At 62.2% G+C, this 18,444-nt stretch carries 17 protein-coding genes; 14 read left to right on the plus strand and 3 right to left on the minus strand.

What is annotated here, in order from left to right; translation table 11 throughout:
• Positions 1 to 51: 51 nt before the first annotated feature.
• The 9 genes from I8J29_RS11010 to I8J29_RS11050 all read left to right on the plus strand — a co-directional run bounded on the left by I8J29_RS11010 (position 52) and on the right by I8J29_RS11050 (position 9,158).
• The gene (locus I8J29_RS11010; RefSeq protein ID WP_208847661.1) at positions 52 to 930 is read left to right on the plus strand and encodes a transporter substrate-binding domain-containing protein; all 879 of its coding nucleotides are present in this window, start codon (positions 52 to 54) and stop codon (positions 928 to 930) included.
• 21 nt (positions 931 to 951) lie between these two features.
• Complete coding sequence (locus I8J29_RS11015) at positions 952 to 1,737, plus strand: amino acid ABC transporter permease (RefSeq protein ID WP_208847662.1); 786 nt, start codon at positions 952 to 954, stop codon at positions 1,735 to 1,737.
• Entirely contained in the window at positions 1,738 to 2,448 is a 711-nt protein-coding gene (locus I8J29_RS11020; RefSeq protein ID WP_208847663.1) for an amino acid ABC transporter permease, read from the plus strand.
• A complete protein-coding gene (locus I8J29_RS11025) occupies positions 2,445 to 3,197 on the plus strand; it encodes an amino acid ABC transporter ATP-binding protein (RefSeq protein WP_208847664.1) in 753 nt (250 codons plus the stop codon). The genes I8J29_RS11020 and I8J29_RS11025 overlap by 4 nt, the downstream gene beginning before the upstream one ends.
• Positions 3,198 to 3,218: 21 nt before the next feature.
• Complete coding sequence (locus tag I8J29_RS11030) at positions 3,219 to 4,250, plus strand: LLM class flavin-dependent oxidoreductase (protein WP_208847665.1); 1,032 nt, start codon at positions 3,219 to 3,221, stop codon at positions 4,248 to 4,250.
• Positions 4,251 to 4,372: 122 nt separating this feature from the next.
• A complete protein-coding gene (locus I8J29_RS11035) occupies positions 4,373 to 5,548 on the plus strand; it encodes an amidohydrolase (RefSeq protein WP_208847666.1) in 1,176 nt (391 codons plus the stop codon).
• Positions 5,549 to 5,768: 220 nt separating this feature from the next.
• The gene (locus I8J29_RS11040; RefSeq protein ID WP_208847667.1) at positions 5,769 to 6,248 is read left to right on the plus strand and encodes a DinB family protein; all 480 of its coding nucleotides are present in this window, start codon (positions 5,769 to 5,771) and stop codon (positions 6,246 to 6,248) included.
• A 42-nt stretch (positions 6,249 to 6,290) separates the two neighbouring features.
• Positions 6,291 to 7,622 (plus strand): LLM class flavin-dependent oxidoreductase, encoded by a 1,332-nt coding sequence (locus I8J29_RS11045; RefSeq protein ID WP_208847668.1) that lies wholly within the window; start codon positions 6,291 to 6,293, stop codon positions 7,620 to 7,622.
• Positions 7,623 to 7,913: 291 nt separating this feature from the next.
• Positions 7,914 to 9,158, plus strand: coding sequence for an acyltransferase (locus I8J29_RS11050; RefSeq protein ID WP_208847669.1), 1,245 nt, complete (start codon positions 7,914 to 7,916; stop codon positions 9,156 to 9,158).
• Positions 9,159 to 9,428: 270 nt separating this feature from the next.
• On the opposite strand, the gene I8J29_RS11055 is transcribed toward I8J29_RS11050, so the two are convergent.
• A complete protein-coding gene (locus tag I8J29_RS11055) occupies positions 9,429 to 10,733 on the minus strand; it encodes an aminotransferase class I/II-fold pyridoxal phosphate-dependent enzyme (protein WP_208847670.1) in 1,305 nt (434 codons plus the stop codon).
• 221 nt (positions 10,734 to 10,954) lie between these two features.
• Here I8J29_RS11055 and I8J29_RS11060 point away from each other — a divergent pair, with 221 nt between their 5' ends.
• Entirely contained in the window at positions 10,955 to 11,740 is a 786-nt protein-coding gene (locus tag I8J29_RS11060) for a helix-turn-helix domain-containing protein (RefSeq protein ID WP_208847671.1), read from the plus strand.
• A 96-nt stretch (positions 11,741 to 11,836) separates the two neighbouring features.
• Here the strand turns inward: I8J29_RS11060 and I8J29_RS11065 are convergent, their stop codons facing one another.
• On the minus strand, positions 11,837 to 12,472 hold the full coding sequence (locus tag I8J29_RS11065) for a pyridoxamine 5'-phosphate oxidase family protein (protein ID WP_208847672.1): 636 nt from the start codon (positions 12,470 to 12,472) through the stop codon (positions 11,837 to 11,839).
• A 133-nt stretch (positions 12,473 to 12,605) separates the two neighbouring features.
• Here I8J29_RS11065 and pdxR point away from each other — a divergent pair, with 133 nt between their 5' ends.
• Complete coding sequence (gene pdxR, locus I8J29_RS11070) at positions 12,606 to 14,099, plus strand: MocR-like pyridoxine biosynthesis transcription factor PdxR (RefSeq protein WP_208847673.1); 1,494 nt, start codon at positions 12,606 to 12,608, stop codon at positions 14,097 to 14,099.
• Between the two features lie 112 nt (positions 14,100 to 14,211).
• Here the strand turns inward: pdxR and asd are convergent, their stop codons facing one another.
• Positions 14,212 to 15,000 (minus strand): archaetidylserine decarboxylase, encoded by a 789-nt coding sequence (asd, locus tag I8J29_RS11075; RefSeq protein WP_208847674.1) that lies wholly within the window; start codon positions 14,998 to 15,000, stop codon positions 14,212 to 14,214.
• 151 nt (positions 15,001 to 15,151) lie between these two features.
• Here asd and I8J29_RS11080 point away from each other — a divergent pair, with 151 nt between their 5' ends.
• The 3 genes from I8J29_RS11080 to I8J29_RS11090 all read left to right on the plus strand — a co-directional run bounded on the left by I8J29_RS11080 (position 15,152) and on the right by I8J29_RS11090 (position 18,001).
• The gene (locus tag I8J29_RS11080; RefSeq protein ID WP_208847675.1) at positions 15,152 to 15,445 is read left to right on the plus strand and encodes a hypothetical protein; all 294 of its coding nucleotides are present in this window, start codon (positions 15,152 to 15,154) and stop codon (positions 15,443 to 15,445) included.
• 100 nt (positions 15,446 to 15,545) lie between these two features.
• Positions 15,546 to 16,697 (plus strand): glycosyltransferase family 4 protein, encoded by a 1,152-nt coding sequence (locus I8J29_RS11085; RefSeq protein WP_208847676.1) that lies wholly within the window; start codon positions 15,546 to 15,548, stop codon positions 16,695 to 16,697.
• A 377-nt stretch (positions 16,698 to 17,074) separates the two neighbouring features.
• Positions 17,075 to 18,001: a copper amine oxidase N-terminal domain-containing protein gene (locus I8J29_RS11090; protein ID WP_208847677.1), complete on the plus strand. Its 927-nt coding sequence runs from the start codon at positions 17,075 to 17,077 to the stop codon at positions 17,999 to 18,001.
• Positions 18,002 to 18,444 lie beyond the last annotated feature (443 nt).

Here is an 18,444-nt window from a genome sequence, read left to right on the forward strand (position 1 = left end):
TTATGGCCGGCATGGCCAAGGGAACTTTCAAACACGCGGAGGTAGAGGGACATGAAAAAGACATGGGTCGGCACGGCAGGATTGGCACTGGTGACGCTGGCGGTCGCGGTCGCGGGCTGCGGCTCGAAGAACGGCGCGAACGAGGCGGGCGCGAACGCGTCCGGCGGCGATAAGCAGACGGACCAAGCGGCGGCGGGCGGCGGAAATGCCGCGGCGGGCGTCAAAAAAATCATCGTCGGCACGGGCACTCAGTTTCCGAAGGTGTGCTTCCTCGACGAGAACGGCAAGCTGACCGGCTTCGACGTCGAGCTCGTGAAAGAGATCGACAAACGGCTGCCCGGCTACGCATTCGAGTTCCAAACGATGGATTTCTCCAACCTGCTGCTCAGCCTCGAGACGAAAAAGATCGACTTCGTGGCGCACGAGATGGAGCAGAACCCGGACCGGGCGGCGAAGTACCTGTTCAATAAAGAAGCCTATGCGCATTGGAAGACGAAAATTATCGTGCCGAAGGACGCCAAATCGACCTATGCCAATTTGGACGACCTGAAGGGGAAGAAAGTGCTGACGACCGCGACGAGCGCCGAAGCGACGCTGCTCGAGACGTACAATCAATCGAACGGCGACGCGATCAAGATCGTCTATACGAACGGAGCGGCCAACGATACGGTCAGCCAGCTGACGACGGGCCGCGTGGACGCGACGCTGGGCGCGGACTTCACGCTTTCCCTCATCGATCCGCAGGGCAAGCTGCAATCGGTCGGCGACGCGCTGGAGGAAGCGGACGTGCAGTTCGTGTTCCGCAAGGACGATCCGGACGAACGGAAGCTGGCCGACGCCGTGGACGGCGCGCTCAAGGAAATCAAGGCGGACGGCACGCTGAGCAAGCTGAGCGTGCAATGGCTCGGCGCCGACTACACGCAAAACTAAGGTTGGAGGAGGGAACGGAAGATGGGCGAGAAGTTCGATATCGGCTTTATCTTCACCTTTATCCCCAAGCTGGCGGGCACGCTGCAGACGACGCTGCTGATCGTGGCCGGATCGCTGCTGACGGGGCTGATCGTCGGCCTGCTCGCGGCGCTGCCCCGCCTGTACAAGGTGCCGGTGCTGCAGCGGATATCGCAGCTTTACGCTTCGTTCTTCCGCGGCACGCCGATTCTGATCCAGCTGTTCCTGTTCTATTACGGCCTGCCGGAAGCGCTGAAGCTCGTTCATCTCGACCTTAGCCGGGCACCCGTGCTGCTGTTCGTCATCCTGACCTACGGGCTGCATACCGGCGCCTACGTCTCGGAGACGATCCGCTCGGCGGTCGCCTCCGTCGACCGGGGACAGGTGGAAGCCGCGTACGCCGTCGGCATGTCGGGCTATCAGGCCTTCACCCGCATCGTAATGCCGCAGGCGCTCGCGATCGCGGTGCCGGTGCTCTCGAACGTCATCCTGGCGCTGCTGAAGGACACGTCGCTCGCCTTCTCGCTCGGCGTGATGGAGATGACGGGCAAGTCGCAGTCGCTGGCGTCGCTGACGAACCATTTCGTCGAAAGCTACATCTCGCTCGCCCTGATCTATCTCGTCATCAGCATCGTGCTGGAACGGCTGCTGCTGATCCTGGAGCGGCGCCTGCTGCGGCATGAAAGCAAACCCGCCGATTCGTCGCCGCGGCGGGAACGGGCGGGCCGTCTGCGGTGGTTTTTCGCCCGCGAGCGGCGCAACGTCCGATTCGGAGAGGAGGCACGGTAAATGAAGCTCGATCCTTCGTTCATCTGGGAGGCGTTCCTGAAGCTGCTTCCCGTCATTCCGACGACCCTGCTCATCACGGCGGTGTCGGTCCTGTGCGGCTTCGTCATCGGCACGGCGGTCGCGTTCATCCGCATCTACAAGGTGCCCGTCCTGCATCCGATCGCGGCCGCGTACGTCACGTTCATCCGCGGCACGCCGATGCTGACGCATCTGCTGATCCTCTATTTCGGGCTGCCGCTCCTCCTCGACGGCGTCAGCGCGCAGCTCGGACTCGGGTTTCGGTCGGCGTCCATCCCGATGATCGACTTCGCGTTCCTCGCCTTCTCCATCACGGCAGGCGGGTACATGTCCGAGGTCGTGCGCTCCGGTTTGCTGACCGTCAATCGCGGCCAACTCGAAGCGGCGTATGCCGTCGGCATGACGACGCCGCAGGCGATTCGCCGGATCGTGTTTCCGCAGGCGCTGGCCGCGAGCATCCCGAACTTGGCGAATTCGGCCATCGGCATGCTGCACGCGTCGACGCTCGCGTTTACCGTCTCGGTCGTGGAGCTCTTCGCGAAGGCGCAGATCGTGGCGTCGACGAACTGGAAGTTTTTCGAGGCGTATCTGGCGGCGGCCGTGATTTTCTGGGGATTGACGGTGCTCATCGAACGCGCCGCGCTGCTGCTGGAGAAACGGATCAATCAATACAATCGAGGTGGCGTCGCATGATCAAGCTGACGGGCATTACGAAATCGTTCGGCAAGCAGCAGGTGCTGCAGGGCATCGATCTGAAGGTGGAGAAGGGCGAGGTCGTCGTCATCCTGGGGCCGAGCGGCTCCGGCAAAACGACCCTGCTGCGCTGCATCAACTACCTGGAGCGTCCAGGGGACGGCCGGATCGCGATCGGCGATTTCGAAGTCGACTGCGCCCGCGCCGGCAAGAAGGACATCCACGCGCTGCGGGGCAGGACGGCGATGGTGTTCCAGCATTACAACCTGTTCCGGCACAAGACGGTGCTCGAGAACGTGATGGAAGGGCTCGTCGTCGTGCAGCGCATGCCAAAGGAGACCGCGCGCCGGCGCAGCGTCGAGGTGCTGGAGAAAGTCGGGCTCGGCGAGAAGCTGGACGCGTATCCGAGCCAGCTCTCCGGCGGCCAGCAGCAGCGGGTCGGCATCGCCCGGGCGCTCGCGCTGAACCCGGAGGTCATCCTGTTCGACGAGCCGACGTCGGCGCTCGATCCCGAGCTGGTCGGCGAAGTGCTGGCGGTCATCCGCCGCATCGCGAAGGAGGGCATTACGATGATCGTCGTCACGCACGAGATGGGCTTCGCCCGGGACGTGGCGAACCACGTCGTGTTCATGGACGGCGGCGTCATCGTCGAGGAAGGGTCGCCGAAGGAGATGTTCAACCATCCGCGCGAGGAGCGGACGAAGCAGTTTTTGAAACGGATCATGCCGGAGCCGGCCTATTCCATCTAACGTCATCAGGAGGGGAAAGCAATGGGCATTATTTTGAGCATCTTGGATCAAACGCCGATTTATCCGGGGGAGACGGCGACGGAGGCGTTCCGGCATTCGGTGGCGCTGGCGCAGCGGGCGGAGGCGCTCGGCTACCGGAGGCTGTGGGTGTCGGAGCATCACGATTCCGAGCATGTCGGCGGGTCGTCCCCGGAGGTGCTGATCTCGCATCTGCTGGCCAAGACGGAGCGGATCGCGATCGGCTCGGGCGGCATCATGCTGCAGCATTACAGTCCGTACAAAGTCGCGGAAAACTTCAACGTGCTGTCGTCGCTGGCGCCGGGCCGCGTCGATCTCGGCATCGGGCGCGCCCCGGGCGGGCTGCCGCGGTCGACGCAGGCGCTGCAGCGCGGCATTCAGGACCCCCCTTCGCTGACGGACAAAATCGTCGAGCTCGAGAAGTTCATCCACGACCGGCTGGAAGCGGACCATCCGCTCGCGGGGCTGAAGGCATCTCCATCGCCGGAGACGGCGCCGGAGCTGTACGTGCTCGGCACGAGCGTCGGCAGCGCCGAGATTGCCGCATCGCTCGGCTTGCCGTACGTGTTCTCGCAATTCATCAACGGCGACGAGGAGGTCGCGCTTGCCGCGTTCGCGGCTTACCGCGGGCAGTTCAACCGGGAGAGCGGGCGGGAGCCGCAGGCGATCTTCGCCCTGGCCGCCGTCGTCGCGGACACCGACGAGGAAGCGGAACGGCTGGCCGGCGATCATCAACTGGTCAAGATTCATCTGGCCAGCGGCAAGACGCTGACCGTCGGCACGATCGAGCAGGCGGAGGAGTACGGCAAGCAGTCGAACGAGAAGTACCGGATCGAGGTGAAGGCGCCCGAGATTACGAAGGGCGCCAAGGCAACGGTGCGCGCCAAGCTGCTCGAGCTGCAGCGGAAATTCGGCGTGGAGGAGTTCATCGTCACGACGAACGTGCCCGATTTCGGGAAGCGGCTGCGCTCGTTCGAGCTGTTGAAGGAAGCGTTCGCGGAGGTGCCGGCCGCGCCCGCGTCGGAAGCGGTATAGCCGGCGAACCGGCGCAGACCGCAGACGGGAAAGGTGCCGGCCGAAGTTCGGGAGGCGTGCGGCGCGGCTGCGGAAGCGGAAGCGATCGGGCGGCCGATGCCGATCGTAAGGAGGAACGGAACATGACGGAACCATTGATTGATTATAGTCCGAACAAACTGGAAGCCCGGCTGGTCGCGATCCGGCGCGAGCTGCACCGGAATCCGGAGCTGTCGCTGGAGGAGTACGAGACGACGGCCTCCATCCGGCGCTGGCTGGAGGACGCGGGCGTCCGGGTATTGGACTACGGCTTGCGGACCGGCGTGATCGCGGAAGTCGGCGGACTGCGGCCGGGGCAGGTCGTGGCAGTCCGCGCGGATATCGACGCGCTGCCGGTTCAGGAGGAAACCGGCCTGCCGTTCGCTTCGGCGACGCCGGGGCGGATGCACGCGTGCGGCCATGATTTTCATGCCGCGGCGGTCGTCGGCGCGGCGCTGCTGCTGAAGGCGCGCGAGTCCGAGCTGCGCGGAACGGTCCGGCTGCTGTTCCAGCCGGCCGAGGAGAAGGCCAAGGGCGCACGGCAGCTGATCGCCGCCGGCGCGCTCGCGGGCGTGAGCGCGGTGTTCGGCATGCACAACAAGCCGGACCTGCCGGTCGGCACGGTCGGCATCAAGGAAGGCCCGCTCATGGCGGCCGCGGACGGGTTCGTCGTGGAGGTCGCGGGGCGCGGCTCGCACGCGGCGGTGCCGGAAGCGGGCATCGACCCGATCGTCGCGTCCGCGCACATCATCACGGCGCTGCAGACGATCGTAAGCCGCGGCGTGGGTTCGCTGCAGAGCGCGGTCGTCAGCGTCACGAAGCTGCGCAGCGGCACCGCCTGGAACGTCATTCCGGACAAAGCGGTGCTCGACGGCACGATCCGCACGTTCGACGAAGGCGTCCGCGAGCATGTGCTGCGGCGGTTCCGCGAAGTGGTCGAAGGCGTCGCGGCGGCTTGCGGCACGACGGCGGAGATCCGCTGGGTGCAGGGGCCGCCGCCGGTGAACAACGACGCGTCGCTCGTGCCGCTCGCGCTGCGGGCCGCCGCGGACGCCGGCTTGGAGACGGTCGTGCCGACGCCGTCGCCCGCGGGCGAGGACTTCGCGTTCTACCAGCGGGAAGTGCCGGGGCTCTTCGTCTTCATGGGCACGTCGGGGAGCCGGGAATGGCATCATCCCGCGTTCGACCTCGACGAACGGGCGCTGCTGCCGAGCGCGCGGTACTTCGCCGGCTTGGCGGAGTCGGCGCTGCTGGAGCTTGGGGCGCGCGGGGAAGCGTGAGCAGGGACTATATTTTAGAAGCGCTTGTTGTTAACGGGCCGATGACCGGCTCTGGCTATGCCGAAAAACGAAGTTTATGCTTTCGTTTCGCAGCGTTTTTCTCAATGAGCTGAGATTCGCGGCTCTAGCTTCGCCGAAAAACCAAGTTTATGTTTTCGAAGCGTTTTTCTTAACGAGTCGAAATGATCGGCTCTAGTTCAAACTTGAGGAGGGCCCCACTATGACCGCCAACCCCATCGAAACGCTGTTATTCGACTATTCGGAGCTGCACAAGCAGCTGAAGGCGAAGATCGCGAATTTGACCGAAGACCAGCTCACGTGGAAAGCCGCGACGGGCGTGTGGAGCGTGACGGAGGTGCTGTCGCATCTGACGGACCACGCGATCGTCGTCGGCTTCCGGATCCGCGAGATTTTAGCGGCGTCGGAGGCGAAGCTTCCGGCCTTCAATCAGAACGCGTGGGTCGCGTCCACGCGCGCGAACGAAAGCGCAGCCTCGGAAATTCTCGCGTTTTACGACGCGTATCTGACGTATAACCTGCATCTGCTGAAGCGGCTTGCGCCGGAGGATTGGGCGAAGACGGGCTTGAACGCCAAGGGCGAAACCGTCTCGCTGCGCGACGTCGTCTGGGGCTTCGTCAAGCACGTGCTGAACCATATCGGACAAATCGAACGGATCGCGCTGGCTTACGTCGTCGTGTGATCGCGCCGCGGTCCGTCCGCGAACATGAAGGAGGAGAATACGATGAGCAACTCCCGCAAGCAATTGAAGCTCGGCGCCCTGCTGCACGGCGTCGGAGGCAATCCCGCCATGTGGCGGCACCCCGATACGCTGCCGGACGCCAGCGTCAATATCGAGCTGTACAAGAGATGGGTGCGGAAGGCCGAAGAAGGCAAGCTGGATCTGATCTTTATCGCGGACGGCTTGTACATTAACGAGAAATCGATCCCGCATTTCCAAAATCGCTTCGAGCCGCTAACGCTGCTGAGCGCGCTCGCGTCGGCGAGCACGAACATCGGACTTGTCGCCACGCTCTCGACGTCCTACAGCGAGCCGTTCACGGTCGCGCGCCAGTTCGCTTCGCTGGATATGCTGAGCGGCGGCCGCGCCGGGTGGAACATCGTGACGTCGCCGCTCGAGGGCTCGGCGCTGAACTACGGCAAGAAGGAGCATCCCGAGCATGATCTCCGCTACCGGATCGCGACGGAATATTTGCAGGTGACGCGGGGGCTGTGGGATTCCTGGGAGGACGACGCGTTCGTGCGGGATAAGGCGTCCGGCGTGTTCTTCGATCCCGCGAAGGTGCATCCGCTGAACCACGAGGGCGAGTTCTTCTCGGTGAAGGGCCCGCTCAACATCGCGCGCTCCAAGCAGGGCCAGCCGGTTATTTTCCAGGCGGGCGCTTCCGAGGTCGGCAAGAACTACGCGGCCAAGGAAGCCGACGCGATCTTCACGGGGCATGAGACCATCGAGGACGCGATCGCGTTCTATCAGGACGTGAAGTCGCGGGCGGTCGCGTTCGGCCGCTCGGCGGACGAGGTGCTCGTCTTCCCGGGCATCGGCCCGATCGTCGGCGCGACCGAGGAAGAAGCGGAGCGCAAGTATCAAGAGGTCGCGGGCCTTGTCACGATCGACACCGCGCTTAATTACCTCGGCCGGTTTTTCGAGCACCACGACTTCTCGCAATATGCGCTTGACGAACCGTTCCCGGAACTCGGCGAGCTTGGCCGCAACAGCTTTCAGAGCGGCACGGACAAGATCAAGAAGGACGCGAAGGAACGCGGCCTGACGCTGCGCCAGGTCGCGCTTCAGGCGGCGACGCCGCGCAGCACGTTCATCGGCACGCCCGAGCGCGTCGCGGACCTCCTCGAAGAATGGTTCGTGCGCGGCGCCGCCGACGGCTTCATGCTGGCCGAGGCCGTTCCGAACGGGCTGTCGGACTTCGTCGATCTCGTCGTGCCGATCCTGCAGCGGCGCGGGCTGTTCCGGACGGCGTACGAAAGCGGCACCCTCCGCGGCAATCTCGGCCTGCCGATTCCGGAGAACCGGTACGCGAAAGCGAACGCGCCGATCTAATCAGATGATCGACTACAATCGGCAAGCAAGCAGCTTCGAAGGCCGAACGGCCGCCGGAGCTGCTTGTTTGCGTTCGGCGGCATGCATGCCGCCATTCAGCGCCTTTGCAGCCTGCGCCCAGCCAGCTTTCAGCGGGCGCTCAGCCTTGCTTCACGCGCGGAAGGTAAGCCGATGAAGCGGATGAAGCGATTTTTCGGCGAGATTCCCATAATCCGCCTGCCGCTCATAGTTTCAAATCATTATTGAAACAGTATAAATAGGTAGTCCGGAAAATCGCGCTGCGAAACGGAGGTGGCTGACCTGCGAACGACAACAAGAACGATTCCCGCTGCGGAGGCGGTCCGCAAAGAGCGGCTGCCGGAGCTGGAAATGCTGCGCGGCCTCGCGATCCTCGGCGTACTGACGGTGCATGCCACGTCTTCGGCGGTGGTCGAGGTGCAAAATTCCTGGGTCCGGGAGGCGTACGTCGCGCTTAACGCGTTTTCGCTGTTTTGCGTGCCGGCGTTTATCTTTTTGACGGGATTCGTGCTCTTTTACAATTATTTCGACCGGCCGATGACGCGGTCCGGGCTCGGGGCATTTTACGGGAAGCGGCTGAAACAGCTCGTCGTGCCGTACATCTCGGTCTCGCTCGGCTACGAGCTGGCCGTATCGGCGCTGAAGCACCGGTCCTGGGAGCCGGCCGACATCCTGGGCCGGTTCGGAAAGCATTTGCTGAACGGCGGCGCCTACCCGCACTTGTATTACGTGATCATTACGATTCAGCTGTACGTGCTGTTTCCGCTCCTGCTGCTGCTGTTCCGGAAGCTGCGCCTGCCGGCCGCGTGGGCCGTGCCGCTCGGCTTCGGCGCGCAGTGGGCGTTCTATCTGCTGCACCTGAACGTCTGGCACCTCGAGGCGAAAGGCAGCTGGTCATTCACGTACTTCGCGGCCTTCCTGCTCGGCGCCTACGGGGGCATGCGGCCGGACGCGCTCAAGTCATGGCTCGGCGTCGGCGATCAAGGCCGCGGCCGCGGCGGAAAGCTGCGGTTCGGGCTGATCGCGGCGCTGTGGCTCGCCGTGTCCGCCGGCTTCCTCCGGATGCATGTCGCGTACCGGTCCGGCGGAACGGTGCCGGAGGGCTACTGGTTCGAGATCGGCTACAACCTGTTCACGCTGCTGACGACGCTCGTGCTGCTCGGAGCTTGCTTCCGGATCGTTAAAGGACGAATGGCGGGGAAACCGTCCGCCGTCCTCGCGGATCTCGGCGCGTTGTCGTTCGGCGTCTATCTCGTTCATCCGTTCTTCCTGCTGCTGTATCACCGGCATCCCCCGGCGAGCGCCACGCCGCTGGTCTATCATCTCTGGACGGCCGGAGGATTCGTCTTCGCGCTGGGCGCGTCGCTCCTCGTCCTGCTGCCGGCCCACCGCTATATCCGCGGCGCCTGGCTCGTCCTCGGCCCGGCGCCGCCCAAATTCGGCCCGAAGCCGAATGCCGAAGCCGCGCAGGAAGGGACTGCAGCTCCCGAAGTGAGGCTGAAGGAAGCGACGGAATAGCGGACTTTAATACGAAAAAGAAGCAGTCGCGAAATGCTCGCGACTGCTTCTTTTCATGCTTTCGCTTTGTTGGCGAGACTACCATACGGCGAGCCCCAAAAACCCTAGCGTAGGTTTTGCGAATGGGAACGACTTTGGTGGAACACCACGGGAGTGCCCATCGCAAAACCGGAGCCGCGCTCGTCTGCAGACCTGCGCATGCGCAGGTTTTGAGGTCGGGAGCGACTTTGGTGCGAAGCACCACGGGAGCGCCCAACCCAAAACCGGAGCTTATTGGCTCGCCACCGCTACCTCTTGCACGGCCTTATGAATCGTATCGAACAGCTCTTCGAGATGCTCTTCCTCGATGCACGAGAACGCCACGCGCAGGTCGGTTTCGCCGAGCGCGATCGTGCCGATGCCGTACGCGTCGAGCAAGCGCGTGCGCACCGCTTCCGCGTCGGTGTCCTTCAGCTTCAGGCACATGAAGTAGCCGGAGTTGAACGGGTAGTACGTCCAAACGTCGCCGTAGCGGCCGCCGTCGAGCAGCGCTTTTACTTTATTGGCGCGGCCCTTCATGATCGCGTACTTCTCTTCCTTCTGCGTCTCGAATTCCGGCGACTGCAGCGCCTTCAGCACGAACGTCTGCGACGGGTGCGGCCCGCTCGAGATCGTCGCGCGGATGATGCCGAGCGTCTTCTGCTCCAGCGCGCTCAGAATCGCTTCGGATTCCGTCGCGTACGTGATGAAGCCGACGCGGAAGCCCCAGACGTACTCTTCCTTCGTCGCGCCGTCGACCTTGATCGGCAGGATGCGCGGGTGCAGGCCCGCCAGCTGGCCGAACAGCGATTCGTGCATCGAGCCCTCGAAGAAGAGGCCGAAGTAGGCATCGTCGGTGACGACCACGACGTTGATGCCGGCTTCCGCCGCGTCCCGCAGCGCCGCCATGATCGCCTTGCCCTCTTCCGCGCCCGGCGTGTAGCCCGTCGGATTGTTCGGGAAGTTCAGCACGACGATCGCCTTGCCCTTGCTCTTCTGCGCCAGCAGCGCTTCGCGAAGGCCGTCGCTATTGAAACGGTTCTCGCCGTTGTACAGCGGATATTCCACGATGTCCGCCCCGCGGCGCACGCCGAAGGTCAGCTCGTAATTTTCCCAGTTCTTGTTCGGAATGATGACGGGGTCCCCTGCGTCCGCGAACAGGTCCGCAACGATGCTGAGGCCGTGGGTCAAGGCGTTGGTCGCGATGGGATTGCCGTACGTCTTGTTCGCGAGCGACGGGTTTTCCTTCAGCATTTTCGTCCGCCATGCCGCGCGCAGCTCGGGCTTCCCGGCCGGAGGCGCGTATTCGTACAGATCCTTCGGATTGTACGCGGACAAGGTGTCTTGAATGACCTTCAGGTGCATCGGCTGACCGTTCTCGATCGCGATGCCGATCGTTGCGTTGAATTTCTTCGCCTTCGCTTTTGCTTCCGCGGATTGGCTCAAGATGCCTTCTTTCGGAAAATAAATCGCTTTGCCGAGTGCGGACAACATGGAGAAAACGTGACCGTTCTCGCGCTCAATCGTCGCGTTCAATTGCTGGGCAAGTGGGTTCATGGACTTCATTCATCCTTCCGGGAGGTCTCGTAACGGATTTCCGGGCGGAAACCGTTTAGTCGCTATTATACCACTCTTCGCGACGGATAGGCCACGCTCGCCGCGGAAATTCGGAACATTATTTGAAAATGACAAGACCGGCTTTCGGGACGAGTTGGCAAAGGATTCGGCGGTATTGTATGATGTCTTCGACATTGTTTTCGAGGGGAGGACGTCTGCGGATGCTTCACGTGTCGCCGACTGCGTTGCAATTAAAGCCCGCCTTCGCCAAAATCGTCTGCGAGCCGGGGTGGAAGTGGCAGAAGCGCGAGAAGCCGCTCGCCAATTACGACCTGTTCTACGTCTGGAGCGGCAGCGGGGAAGTGCTGCTGAACGGCGTGCCGGTGCCCGTGGGCAAGGGAAGCTGCTTCCTGTTCCGGCCGGGCGACTTCACGAGCGCGACGCACAATCCCCAGCGGCCCTTGGTGCTGACGTACATTCATTTCGACGTCAAAGAGCCGGTGGACCTGATCCCGCAGCCGTACCGGGTGCTTCAGGAAACCGTGGACTTCGAATACCTGCTCTCCCGCTACGTCCGGTTGTTCCTCGTGAAGACGTACGCCGCCGAGGAAGAGGCGCAGCTGATCCTGAAGCAGTTGATCATCCACCTGCTCCGCGAGGACCGGGAAGGGCCGGTGGAGCGCAAGGCGAGCAACCAGCTGACGGAAGCGATCCACGAGATCGCCAACTTCATTCGCCAAAATCCCGGGGTCGCGCACCGCGTCGAGGACTTGGCCGCGCGGGCGCAGCTGTCGCCGCGGTACTTCTCCATCAAGTTCAAGGAAATGATCGGCTCCTCGGTGCAAACGTACATGATCAAGACGCGGATCGAACGGGCGCAGCATCTGCTCATGCACGCCGGGATGAACGTGACGGAGGTCGCGGACGCGCTCGGGTACCGGGATATTTTCTTCTTCAGCCGGCAGTTCAAGCAGTACACGGGCAAAAGCCCGTCGGAAATCCGGTAGGCGGTGCCTACCCGATTGGCCGGCGGGCTTTTCTGCTGCGTGGCGCGTGGCGGGGCTGCGCCGCAACCGTCGCGGCCATTGGGAACGGGAAGCGGCTCAATCGCCGAGCGTGCCTTTCGCGTGCGGGCAATACCGTTCCATCAGGGCGGCCGTCTCCGCGTCGAGGGGCAGTCCGCGCGCCGTCAGCCGATCCGTCACGGCTTCGCGGACCGGCTCCTTCAGGTTCTGCCCGAACTTGAACTTGCCGGTGACCCGATCGGGGTCGATGCGCACGACCGCCACGCCCTTCAGGCGGGGGACGTAATCGGGATCCGACGCGTCGATCGTCTTGTAGCCGCCTTCGGGCTGAATCTTCCGCATGAACGCTTCCAGCGCGGCCGCTTTCTCCGCGGGGTCCTGCACGACGGCGGCTCGTCCGTCGATCCGCACTGATTTGAAATACGCCGTCGCCGGGCACGCCATCAGCGGATCGGTGAAGTAGGACGGGATGATCGCGTATTCCTTCGCGACCATGAACGTCACGCGCGGGTCCGCCTGCAGCCGCGCCATTTTCTCTCCGATCCGGCTGCCGTGAAAGTACAGCTTGCCGCCGTCGTACACGAAGTTCAGCGGCGTCATGGACGGCGCGCCGTCCGGCCCCGCCGTGCCGAGAAAGCCGAAGCTCATCTCCGCGAGGAAGCGCTCGATTTCCTCCCGCTCGTCGTCTTTGATTTCGAATTCCGTTCTGCGCATGGGGCAGGCCTCCGTTTTCCGTAAGATAGCTCTTAGCATACCGCGCGCATTGACAATCAAAAAGATCCAATTATGATTAGTTTTATTGGACCGATTTAGAAGCCGTGAGCGGAATGGAGGCGGGCAGGACGGCATGAATCAGGATTTTCGCATTCCGTACGACCGGCATTACGAGGAGCTGGGGCGCAAGACGGAGGCGCTGTTCCAGGCGCTGCGGGAAAGCATCGTGAACGGCACGCTGCCCGGCGGGACGCGTCTGCCTTCGAGCCGCAAGCTCGCGGAGCTGTACGGCTTGTCGCGCGGGTCGGCGAACGCGGCCTACGAGATGCTGGTCGCGGAAGGCTTCGCGCGGACGGAGACGGGCAGCGGCACCTTCGTGGAGCCGCTTGCTTCCGCGCCCAGGGCCCCACGGCAAAAGGGCGCGGACGCGGCGATCGCGCTGTCGGCCTGGGGCGAGCGGCTCGTCGCCTCGCGGGACCGGTTCGGGTTCGTGGAGCGGCATCCCTTGCCGCCGCTTGGCGACGGCGCGGGGCCGATCAGCTTCCGGCTGCGGGAGACGGACGCGGAGCTGTTCCCGGCGGAGGCGTGGAAGTCCGCCCTGCATGCCGAGATTCGCGAGATGACGGCGGCGTTCCCGCGCATCGCGGCCCCGGCCGAAGGCTATCTGCCGCTGCGCGAGGCGATCGCGCACGAGCTGCGGCGGGAACGCGGCATTCGCTGCGGCGCCGAGAACGTGTGCATTACCAACGGCTCCATGCAGGCGATCGCGCTGCTGTCGATGCTGCTCGTGCGGCAGGGCCTGCCGGTCGTGGTGGAGAATCCGGGCTACGCCGGCTTCCGCCGCGCCGTGACGGCGCAGGGCGGCGCGCTACTCGCGGCCGGCGTCGACGACGACGGCATCGTGCCGGAGGACTGGGACGCGGGGCTGCTGCTCGTCACGCCGACCCGGCAGTTTCCGACCGGGGCGGTGCTGTCCGCGAAGCGCCGGGCGGCGCTGCTCGCCTGGGCGTCGCGGCGCGGCGCGGTGATCGTCGAGGACGATTACGACAGCGAGCTGCGCTGGGGCGGCCGGCCGGTCGAGCCGCTGAAGGCGCTCGACCGGGAGGAGCGGGTCGTGTACATCGGCACGTTCTCGAAGACGATGTTCGTCGATCTGCGCATCGGCTACGTCGTGCTGCCGGATGCGCTGGCAGAGCCGTTTCGGCTCGCGAAGGCGCTGCTGGAGCCGCATCCGTCCGCGCTCGTCGAGCAGCGCGCGCTGGCGCATTTTATCGGCAGCGGGGCGTACGCGAAGCATGTGCGGCGGATGAAACGGACGGTCGGGCGCCGGCTGCTGGCGTTCCGGGAAGCGGTGGAAGCGCGGCTCGCGCCGTGGTTCCGGTTCGTGCCGGCGGACGCGGGACTCCACATGTACGCGGAGTGGCGGGGCAATCCGGCGGATTATGCGCGGCTGCGGGCGATCTGCGCGGAGAGAGGCGTCGACTGGTCGTTCGGCGACAGGCTGTGGGAAGGGGACGGCGAGCGCCCCTGCACGGCGCTGTTCGGCTTCGCGCATTTGAAGGAGGCGGCCATCGCCGCGGGCGGAGCGGCGATCGAGGCGGCGTGCCGGGAGCTCGGCGGCGAATGAACGCAAAGAAGCGGCAAGCCTCGGGGCTTGCCGCTTCTTTGCGTTCATCGTTCTGACTGCGATAGAGGAGATAGTCGGATGAGCGTCCCCGCGAAGGCTGGTGCGCGCCCGTTCAGCCTTCGACCAGCGTGCCGAGCTTCTCGCCCATGCGGACCTTCAAGCCGACGACGAGATCGCTCCGCGGGACGAAGCTGTCGTCTTCCGTGAGCAGCACGACGGTGGAGCCGAATTCGAAATAGGCGAGATCGTCGCCCTTCTGCATTTTATCGCGCAGGGGCAGGACGTATTTGATGCTGCTCACGTTCAGGGCCCCGACCTTGACGATGGCCGTTTCGGCGCCGGCGTGGCGCATGTAGGTAATGAGCCGTTCGTTGCGGCTCAGCACCCGCCGCATGTGGCGCAGGCCGAACTCGTTGACGGGATAGACTTTGCCGGGCACGTGCTCGCGTTCGACGACGGTGCCCGTGACGGGCGTATGTATGCGATGGTAATCGGTCGGGCTTAAGTAGAGCACGATGAAGTAGCCGTTCTTGTAATTCTCGGTGCGCGGCGAACGGTTGAGGAGCTCCTCGATCGTGTAATCCTGGCCTTTGACGTTCAAGATCGTCCCTTGGCGAATGGGGCCGCAGCCGGTGATCAGCGCGTCGACGGGACTGACGACCGCGTCGGAGTCGGCGTCGACCGGACGGGAGCCGGGCTTCAGGCGCCTCGTGAAAAATTCGTTGAGCGTGCTATATTCGTGCAGCTGCTTCTCCGCCTCCTGCACGGCGATGCCGTACATGCGGGCGAATCTCGGTATAAAGGGCCGGCTGGCGGGCGATTGTGCGAAGCGGCCGGTTATGCGCGATATCCATTTGCGCGAGCTAAGCTCGGTCATGGATCGGAGCAGCCATTTGCTCATGCCGGTAGTTCACGTCCTCTCTCGGATAAAGGGCAGTTTCTGGTTGGTCTGCGACTAGTGTGACATATCGCGGGGTAATTATCAATAGAATCCATGCCCGCGGGTTTAAGGGCGGCGGCGTCTGCGAAAGCTGGAGATGAGGTGATGGAACATGACGTTATGGGTGCTATTGGGTACGGCTGCCGGAGGCGCGCTGCTTGCGTGGCTTCGGCTGAAATCCCGCGGGGCGCGGCGGCTGCTGGACGTGGCGGCGGTGCTCGCGTATTTGGCGTTCTTCGCGGAGGCGGCGCATGCCGTCATGCGGACGCTGCTTGACGATACGGTGTTCATGACGCAGGTGCACGAGGTGCTGCTGAGCCCGCTCTTCATGGCCGGCGGCGGGTATTTGGGGGTCTACGCGCTGAGTTTGCTGGCGGCCCGGGCTTGGACGGGGACGGATAGTTAGGCTGGCGGAAACCGGCGAAGACAGGCAGATGGCGGTTGCCGGCTTGCCTCCCTTGCGTATGCTGTAACAGCACATTACAGGAGAGGCGGTCAGTCGCGCCATGGAGAAACCCAGAGTCGCCTTCGTGACGCCGGGTACGTTTCCTCTGCCATCCCCGGGCAGCAGCTCGGTCGAGCGCGTCGTCGAGAAAATCGTCCCGCTGCTCGTTCCCCGCATCGAAGCTCATATTTACGGCCGCATCGGACGCTCCCTCGGCAAGCGGGGGCGGTTGGGCGGAGCGACCGTCGTCCGCTTCCCGGCGGCCAGCAAACAGCGCTACATCGCCTCCGTCCGGCGCGCGGTCGGCCGGCTTCGTCCCGATCTGCTTCAGGTGGAGAACCGTCCCCGCTACGTGCTCCGGCTCAAGCAGGCGCAGCCGAACAAGCGGATCTGGCTGAACCTGCATTCCAACACGTTCATTCAGGAGCGGGCGATTCCCGTGCGCACGTTGACGCAATGCTTTCACGCCGCCGAACGCATTATCGTGAACAGCGAGTTTCTGCGGGAGGATGCGGCGAAGCGCGTCCCCCAATGCGCGGATAAGCTCCGGGTCGTCTACCCCGGCGTCGACGTCGAACGGTTCCCGTCGCAGTATTCGGCCGAAGGCGCGAACCGGCGGGCGGAGCTGCGCGCGAAGCGCAAATGGACCGGACGCAGCGTCGTGCTGTTCATGGGCCGGCTGCAGCCGATCAAGGGCGTGCATCATCTGCTGAAGCTGATGCCGCAGCTGATCCAGGAGCACCCGTCGGTGCTGCTGGTCATCGTCGGCGGGGCGTTCTACGGCTCCAACCGGACGACGGCGTACGTGCGCGAGCTGCACCGCCTCGGCCGGAAGCTGCAGAACCACGTCGCTTTCGTGCCGTACGTGCCGTACTCCGAGGTGCCGAGCTGGTTTCTCGGGGCCGACGTGGCGGTCGTCCCGTCCGGCAAGCGCGAGGCGTTCGGGCTCGTGAACGTGGAGGCGATGTCCTGCGGGCTGCCGGTCGTGGCCACGCGGGCGGGCGGCATGAAAGAGATCATCGTCGACGGGACGACCGGGTTCCTGGTCGATCCCGAGAACGTCGCCGCGGAGATGCGCCTGCGGCTGCTGGAGCTGCTGCGCAACGACCCGCTGCGCCGGCAGATGGGATTGCTCAGCCGCGAGCGGGTGGAACGCTACTTCACGTGGCAGCATTCCGCGAACCGGTGGCTGCAGATGCTGACGGAGTCGTAGGCGGCGCCCCAAGGACCCAGAGGCCGTAAAAATAAGGTTGAAATTTGTCGGCGATCTGGCTAAAATAGGAAGAGATTCGAGGACGTTCGTGCCTCATATGCAGCAGGAAGCACCTGTTTGCAGGCTGGTTTATTCAGCTTGCAGGCAGGTGCTTTTTGACGTTTTCGCGCGCTGGGGAGCCACGAAAACTTAGGGGGATCTTTAAGGGGAGAGGGCTCGTCGAAATCTAGCGAAAGGTGGTAGAATATGTTAATCGGCAGGACTTTGGGCGGATGGCGCAGGTCGCTCTGCCTGAAGGTTTCGCTGATAGGAAGAAGACAAGGAAGCCGGGTGCTCCGATAGAGATGATCTGGCGGAATTAATAGGAGGGTATAGGTGTGAAGAAGAGGAGATTGGCGGTCTTGGCGGCCGCGACGGCTTTGGTTGGGAGTTTGATCGGAGGGGGAGCGGCTTCGGCGGAGAATCCGCGCATCGTATCGGTCGACATGCCGATCGAAGTGTTGTTCGATGCCAGAAAACTGGCCTCCGACGTGAAGCCAAAACTCGTAGACGGCACCGTATTGGTACCGCTGCGGGTCATTGCGGAGAAAATGGATGGTACCATCGTGTTGAACGGCAATAACATCACGGTGACCAAGGGAAAGAGTAAGATCGAGCTGACGATCGGTTCGAAAACGGCCGTGATGAATGGCAAAACAACGACGCTGCTGCAAGCGGCAACCGTTGAAAACGGCAGAACCCTTGTGCCTCTTAGAGTGATTAGCGAAGGGTTGAATGTTGCCGTTGAGTGGGATGGCATTTTGAAGTTTGTGTGGGTGGGGAGTAAGGAGGTACCCAGTTTAAAAGATGTGAAGCAAGCTGTTGATTTTAAGCCTTATCTGCCTTATTTCAAAGGCGACGAAATTTTAACTAATAGTGGATCTGGAACGTATCAAAAGACATTTGTGGTAGATTCATCTGAGTTTCCTTTTAAAGATGATGTAAATACTTATAACCGGATGGACATTGCTTTTGATCAAAACAATCATCCTTATTTACAAACTATCATCAATTCGCGTGCATCAATGCCTAGTGACTATTATTATCTTTCAAGCCAGACTCCAGCTGTTGGTTATGGTCTTACATATTTAACCAATATTCCTATTAAAGGAGTTCACTTTTATTATAACGACCTGAAAAAAATAGGTGGAAACTTAAGTAGTCTTAGTAAAATTAATTTTTTTGATATAAGGAGTTCTATTATGATTTCTAGCAATACATATGCCAAAATTATGATTAAGAACCCATGGAGGTATACGGGTTGAGTAGATATGCAAAAGTATTAGTTGCATTCATTGGAATTGTAATATTGTTTAACGCTATATTTTCAAACAATTTCCTTGAAATTGCAGTCGCGGATAATGCCAATCCGAGTATAATTCCTGTTCGTGAAAAAGTAAGCTATCCTGATGGAGCTCTCCTAAATTCAAATAAACGCTATGCGGTAGGATTTGTATACGAGGATATTTGGTCAGATTCCTCCGGTGGTAACTGGAGCCCTGATTCTCCTGGTAAAATTGGAGTAACAATAAATAACCCTTATTCTTTTTCTTTTCCTGGTAGAACTGTAAAGAACGTAAGTGTTACAACGTTTGATCCCAACTTAGATAGAGATAAAGCCTTTTTTAGAGAATCAAGGGGGCAAGATTGGGTGCAATATATTAAGTGGGTTGGTGATAATTCTTCAGTCCCCACCATGTCTTCTCTA

The sequence above is a fragment of the Paenibacillus artemisiicola genome, from assembly GCF_017652985.1.
GTDB lineage: Bacteria > Bacillota > Bacilli > Paenibacillales > Paenibacillaceae > Paenibacillus_Z > Paenibacillus_Z artemisiicola.

Excerpts from the sequence above, each read along its gene's own strand:
- I8J29_RS11010 (WP_208847661.1), top strand. The coding sequence starts at position 52 with ATGAAAAAGACATGGGTCGGCACGGCAGGATTGGCACTGGTGACGCTG.
- I8J29_RS11015 (WP_208847662.1), top strand. The coding sequence starts at position 952 with ATGGGCGAGAAGTTCGATATCGGCTTTATCTTCACCTTTATCCCCAAG.
- I8J29_RS11020 (WP_208847663.1), top strand. The coding sequence starts at position 1,738 with ATGAAGCTCGATCCTTCGTTCATCTGGGAGGCGTTCCTGAAGCTGCTT.
- I8J29_RS11025 (WP_208847664.1), top strand. The coding sequence starts at position 2,445 with ATGATCAAGCTGACGGGCATTACGAAATCGTTCGGCAAGCAGCAGGTG.
- I8J29_RS11030 (WP_208847665.1), top strand. The coding sequence starts at position 3,219 with ATGGGCATTATTTTGAGCATCTTGGATCAAACGCCGATTTATCCGGGG.
- I8J29_RS11035 (WP_208847666.1), top strand. The coding sequence starts at position 4,373 with ATGACGGAACCATTGATTGATTATAGTCCGAACAAACTGGAAGCCCGG.
- I8J29_RS11040 (WP_208847667.1), top strand. The coding sequence starts at position 5,769 with ATGACCGCCAACCCCATCGAAACGCTGTTATTCGACTATTCGGAGCTG.
- I8J29_RS11045 (WP_208847668.1), top strand. The coding sequence starts at position 6,291 with ATGAGCAACTCCCGCAAGCAATTGAAGCTCGGCGCCCTGCTGCACGGC.
- I8J29_RS11055 (WP_208847670.1), bottom strand. The coding sequence starts at position 10,733 with ATGAACCCACTTGCCCAGCAATTGAACGCGACGATTGAGCGCGAGAAC.
- I8J29_RS11060 (WP_208847671.1), top strand. The coding sequence starts at position 10,955 with ATGCTTCACGTGTCGCCGACTGCGTTGCAATTAAAGCCCGCCTTCGCC.
- I8J29_RS11065 (WP_208847672.1), bottom strand. The coding sequence starts at position 12,472 with ATGCGCAGAACGGAATTCGAAATCAAAGACGACGAGCGGGAGGAAATC.
- pdxR (WP_208847673.1), top strand. The coding sequence starts at position 12,606 with ATGAATCAGGATTTTCGCATTCCGTACGACCGGCATTACGAGGAGCTG.
- asd (WP_208847674.1), bottom strand. The coding sequence starts at position 15,000 with ATGAGCAAATGGCTGCTCCGATCCATGACCGAGCTTAGCTCGCGCAAA.
- I8J29_RS11080 (WP_208847675.1), top strand. The coding sequence starts at position 15,152 with ATGACGTTATGGGTGCTATTGGGTACGGCTGCCGGAGGCGCGCTGCTT.
- I8J29_RS11085 (WP_208847676.1), top strand. The coding sequence starts at position 15,546 with ATGGAGAAACCCAGAGTCGCCTTCGTGACGCCGGGTACGTTTCCTCTG.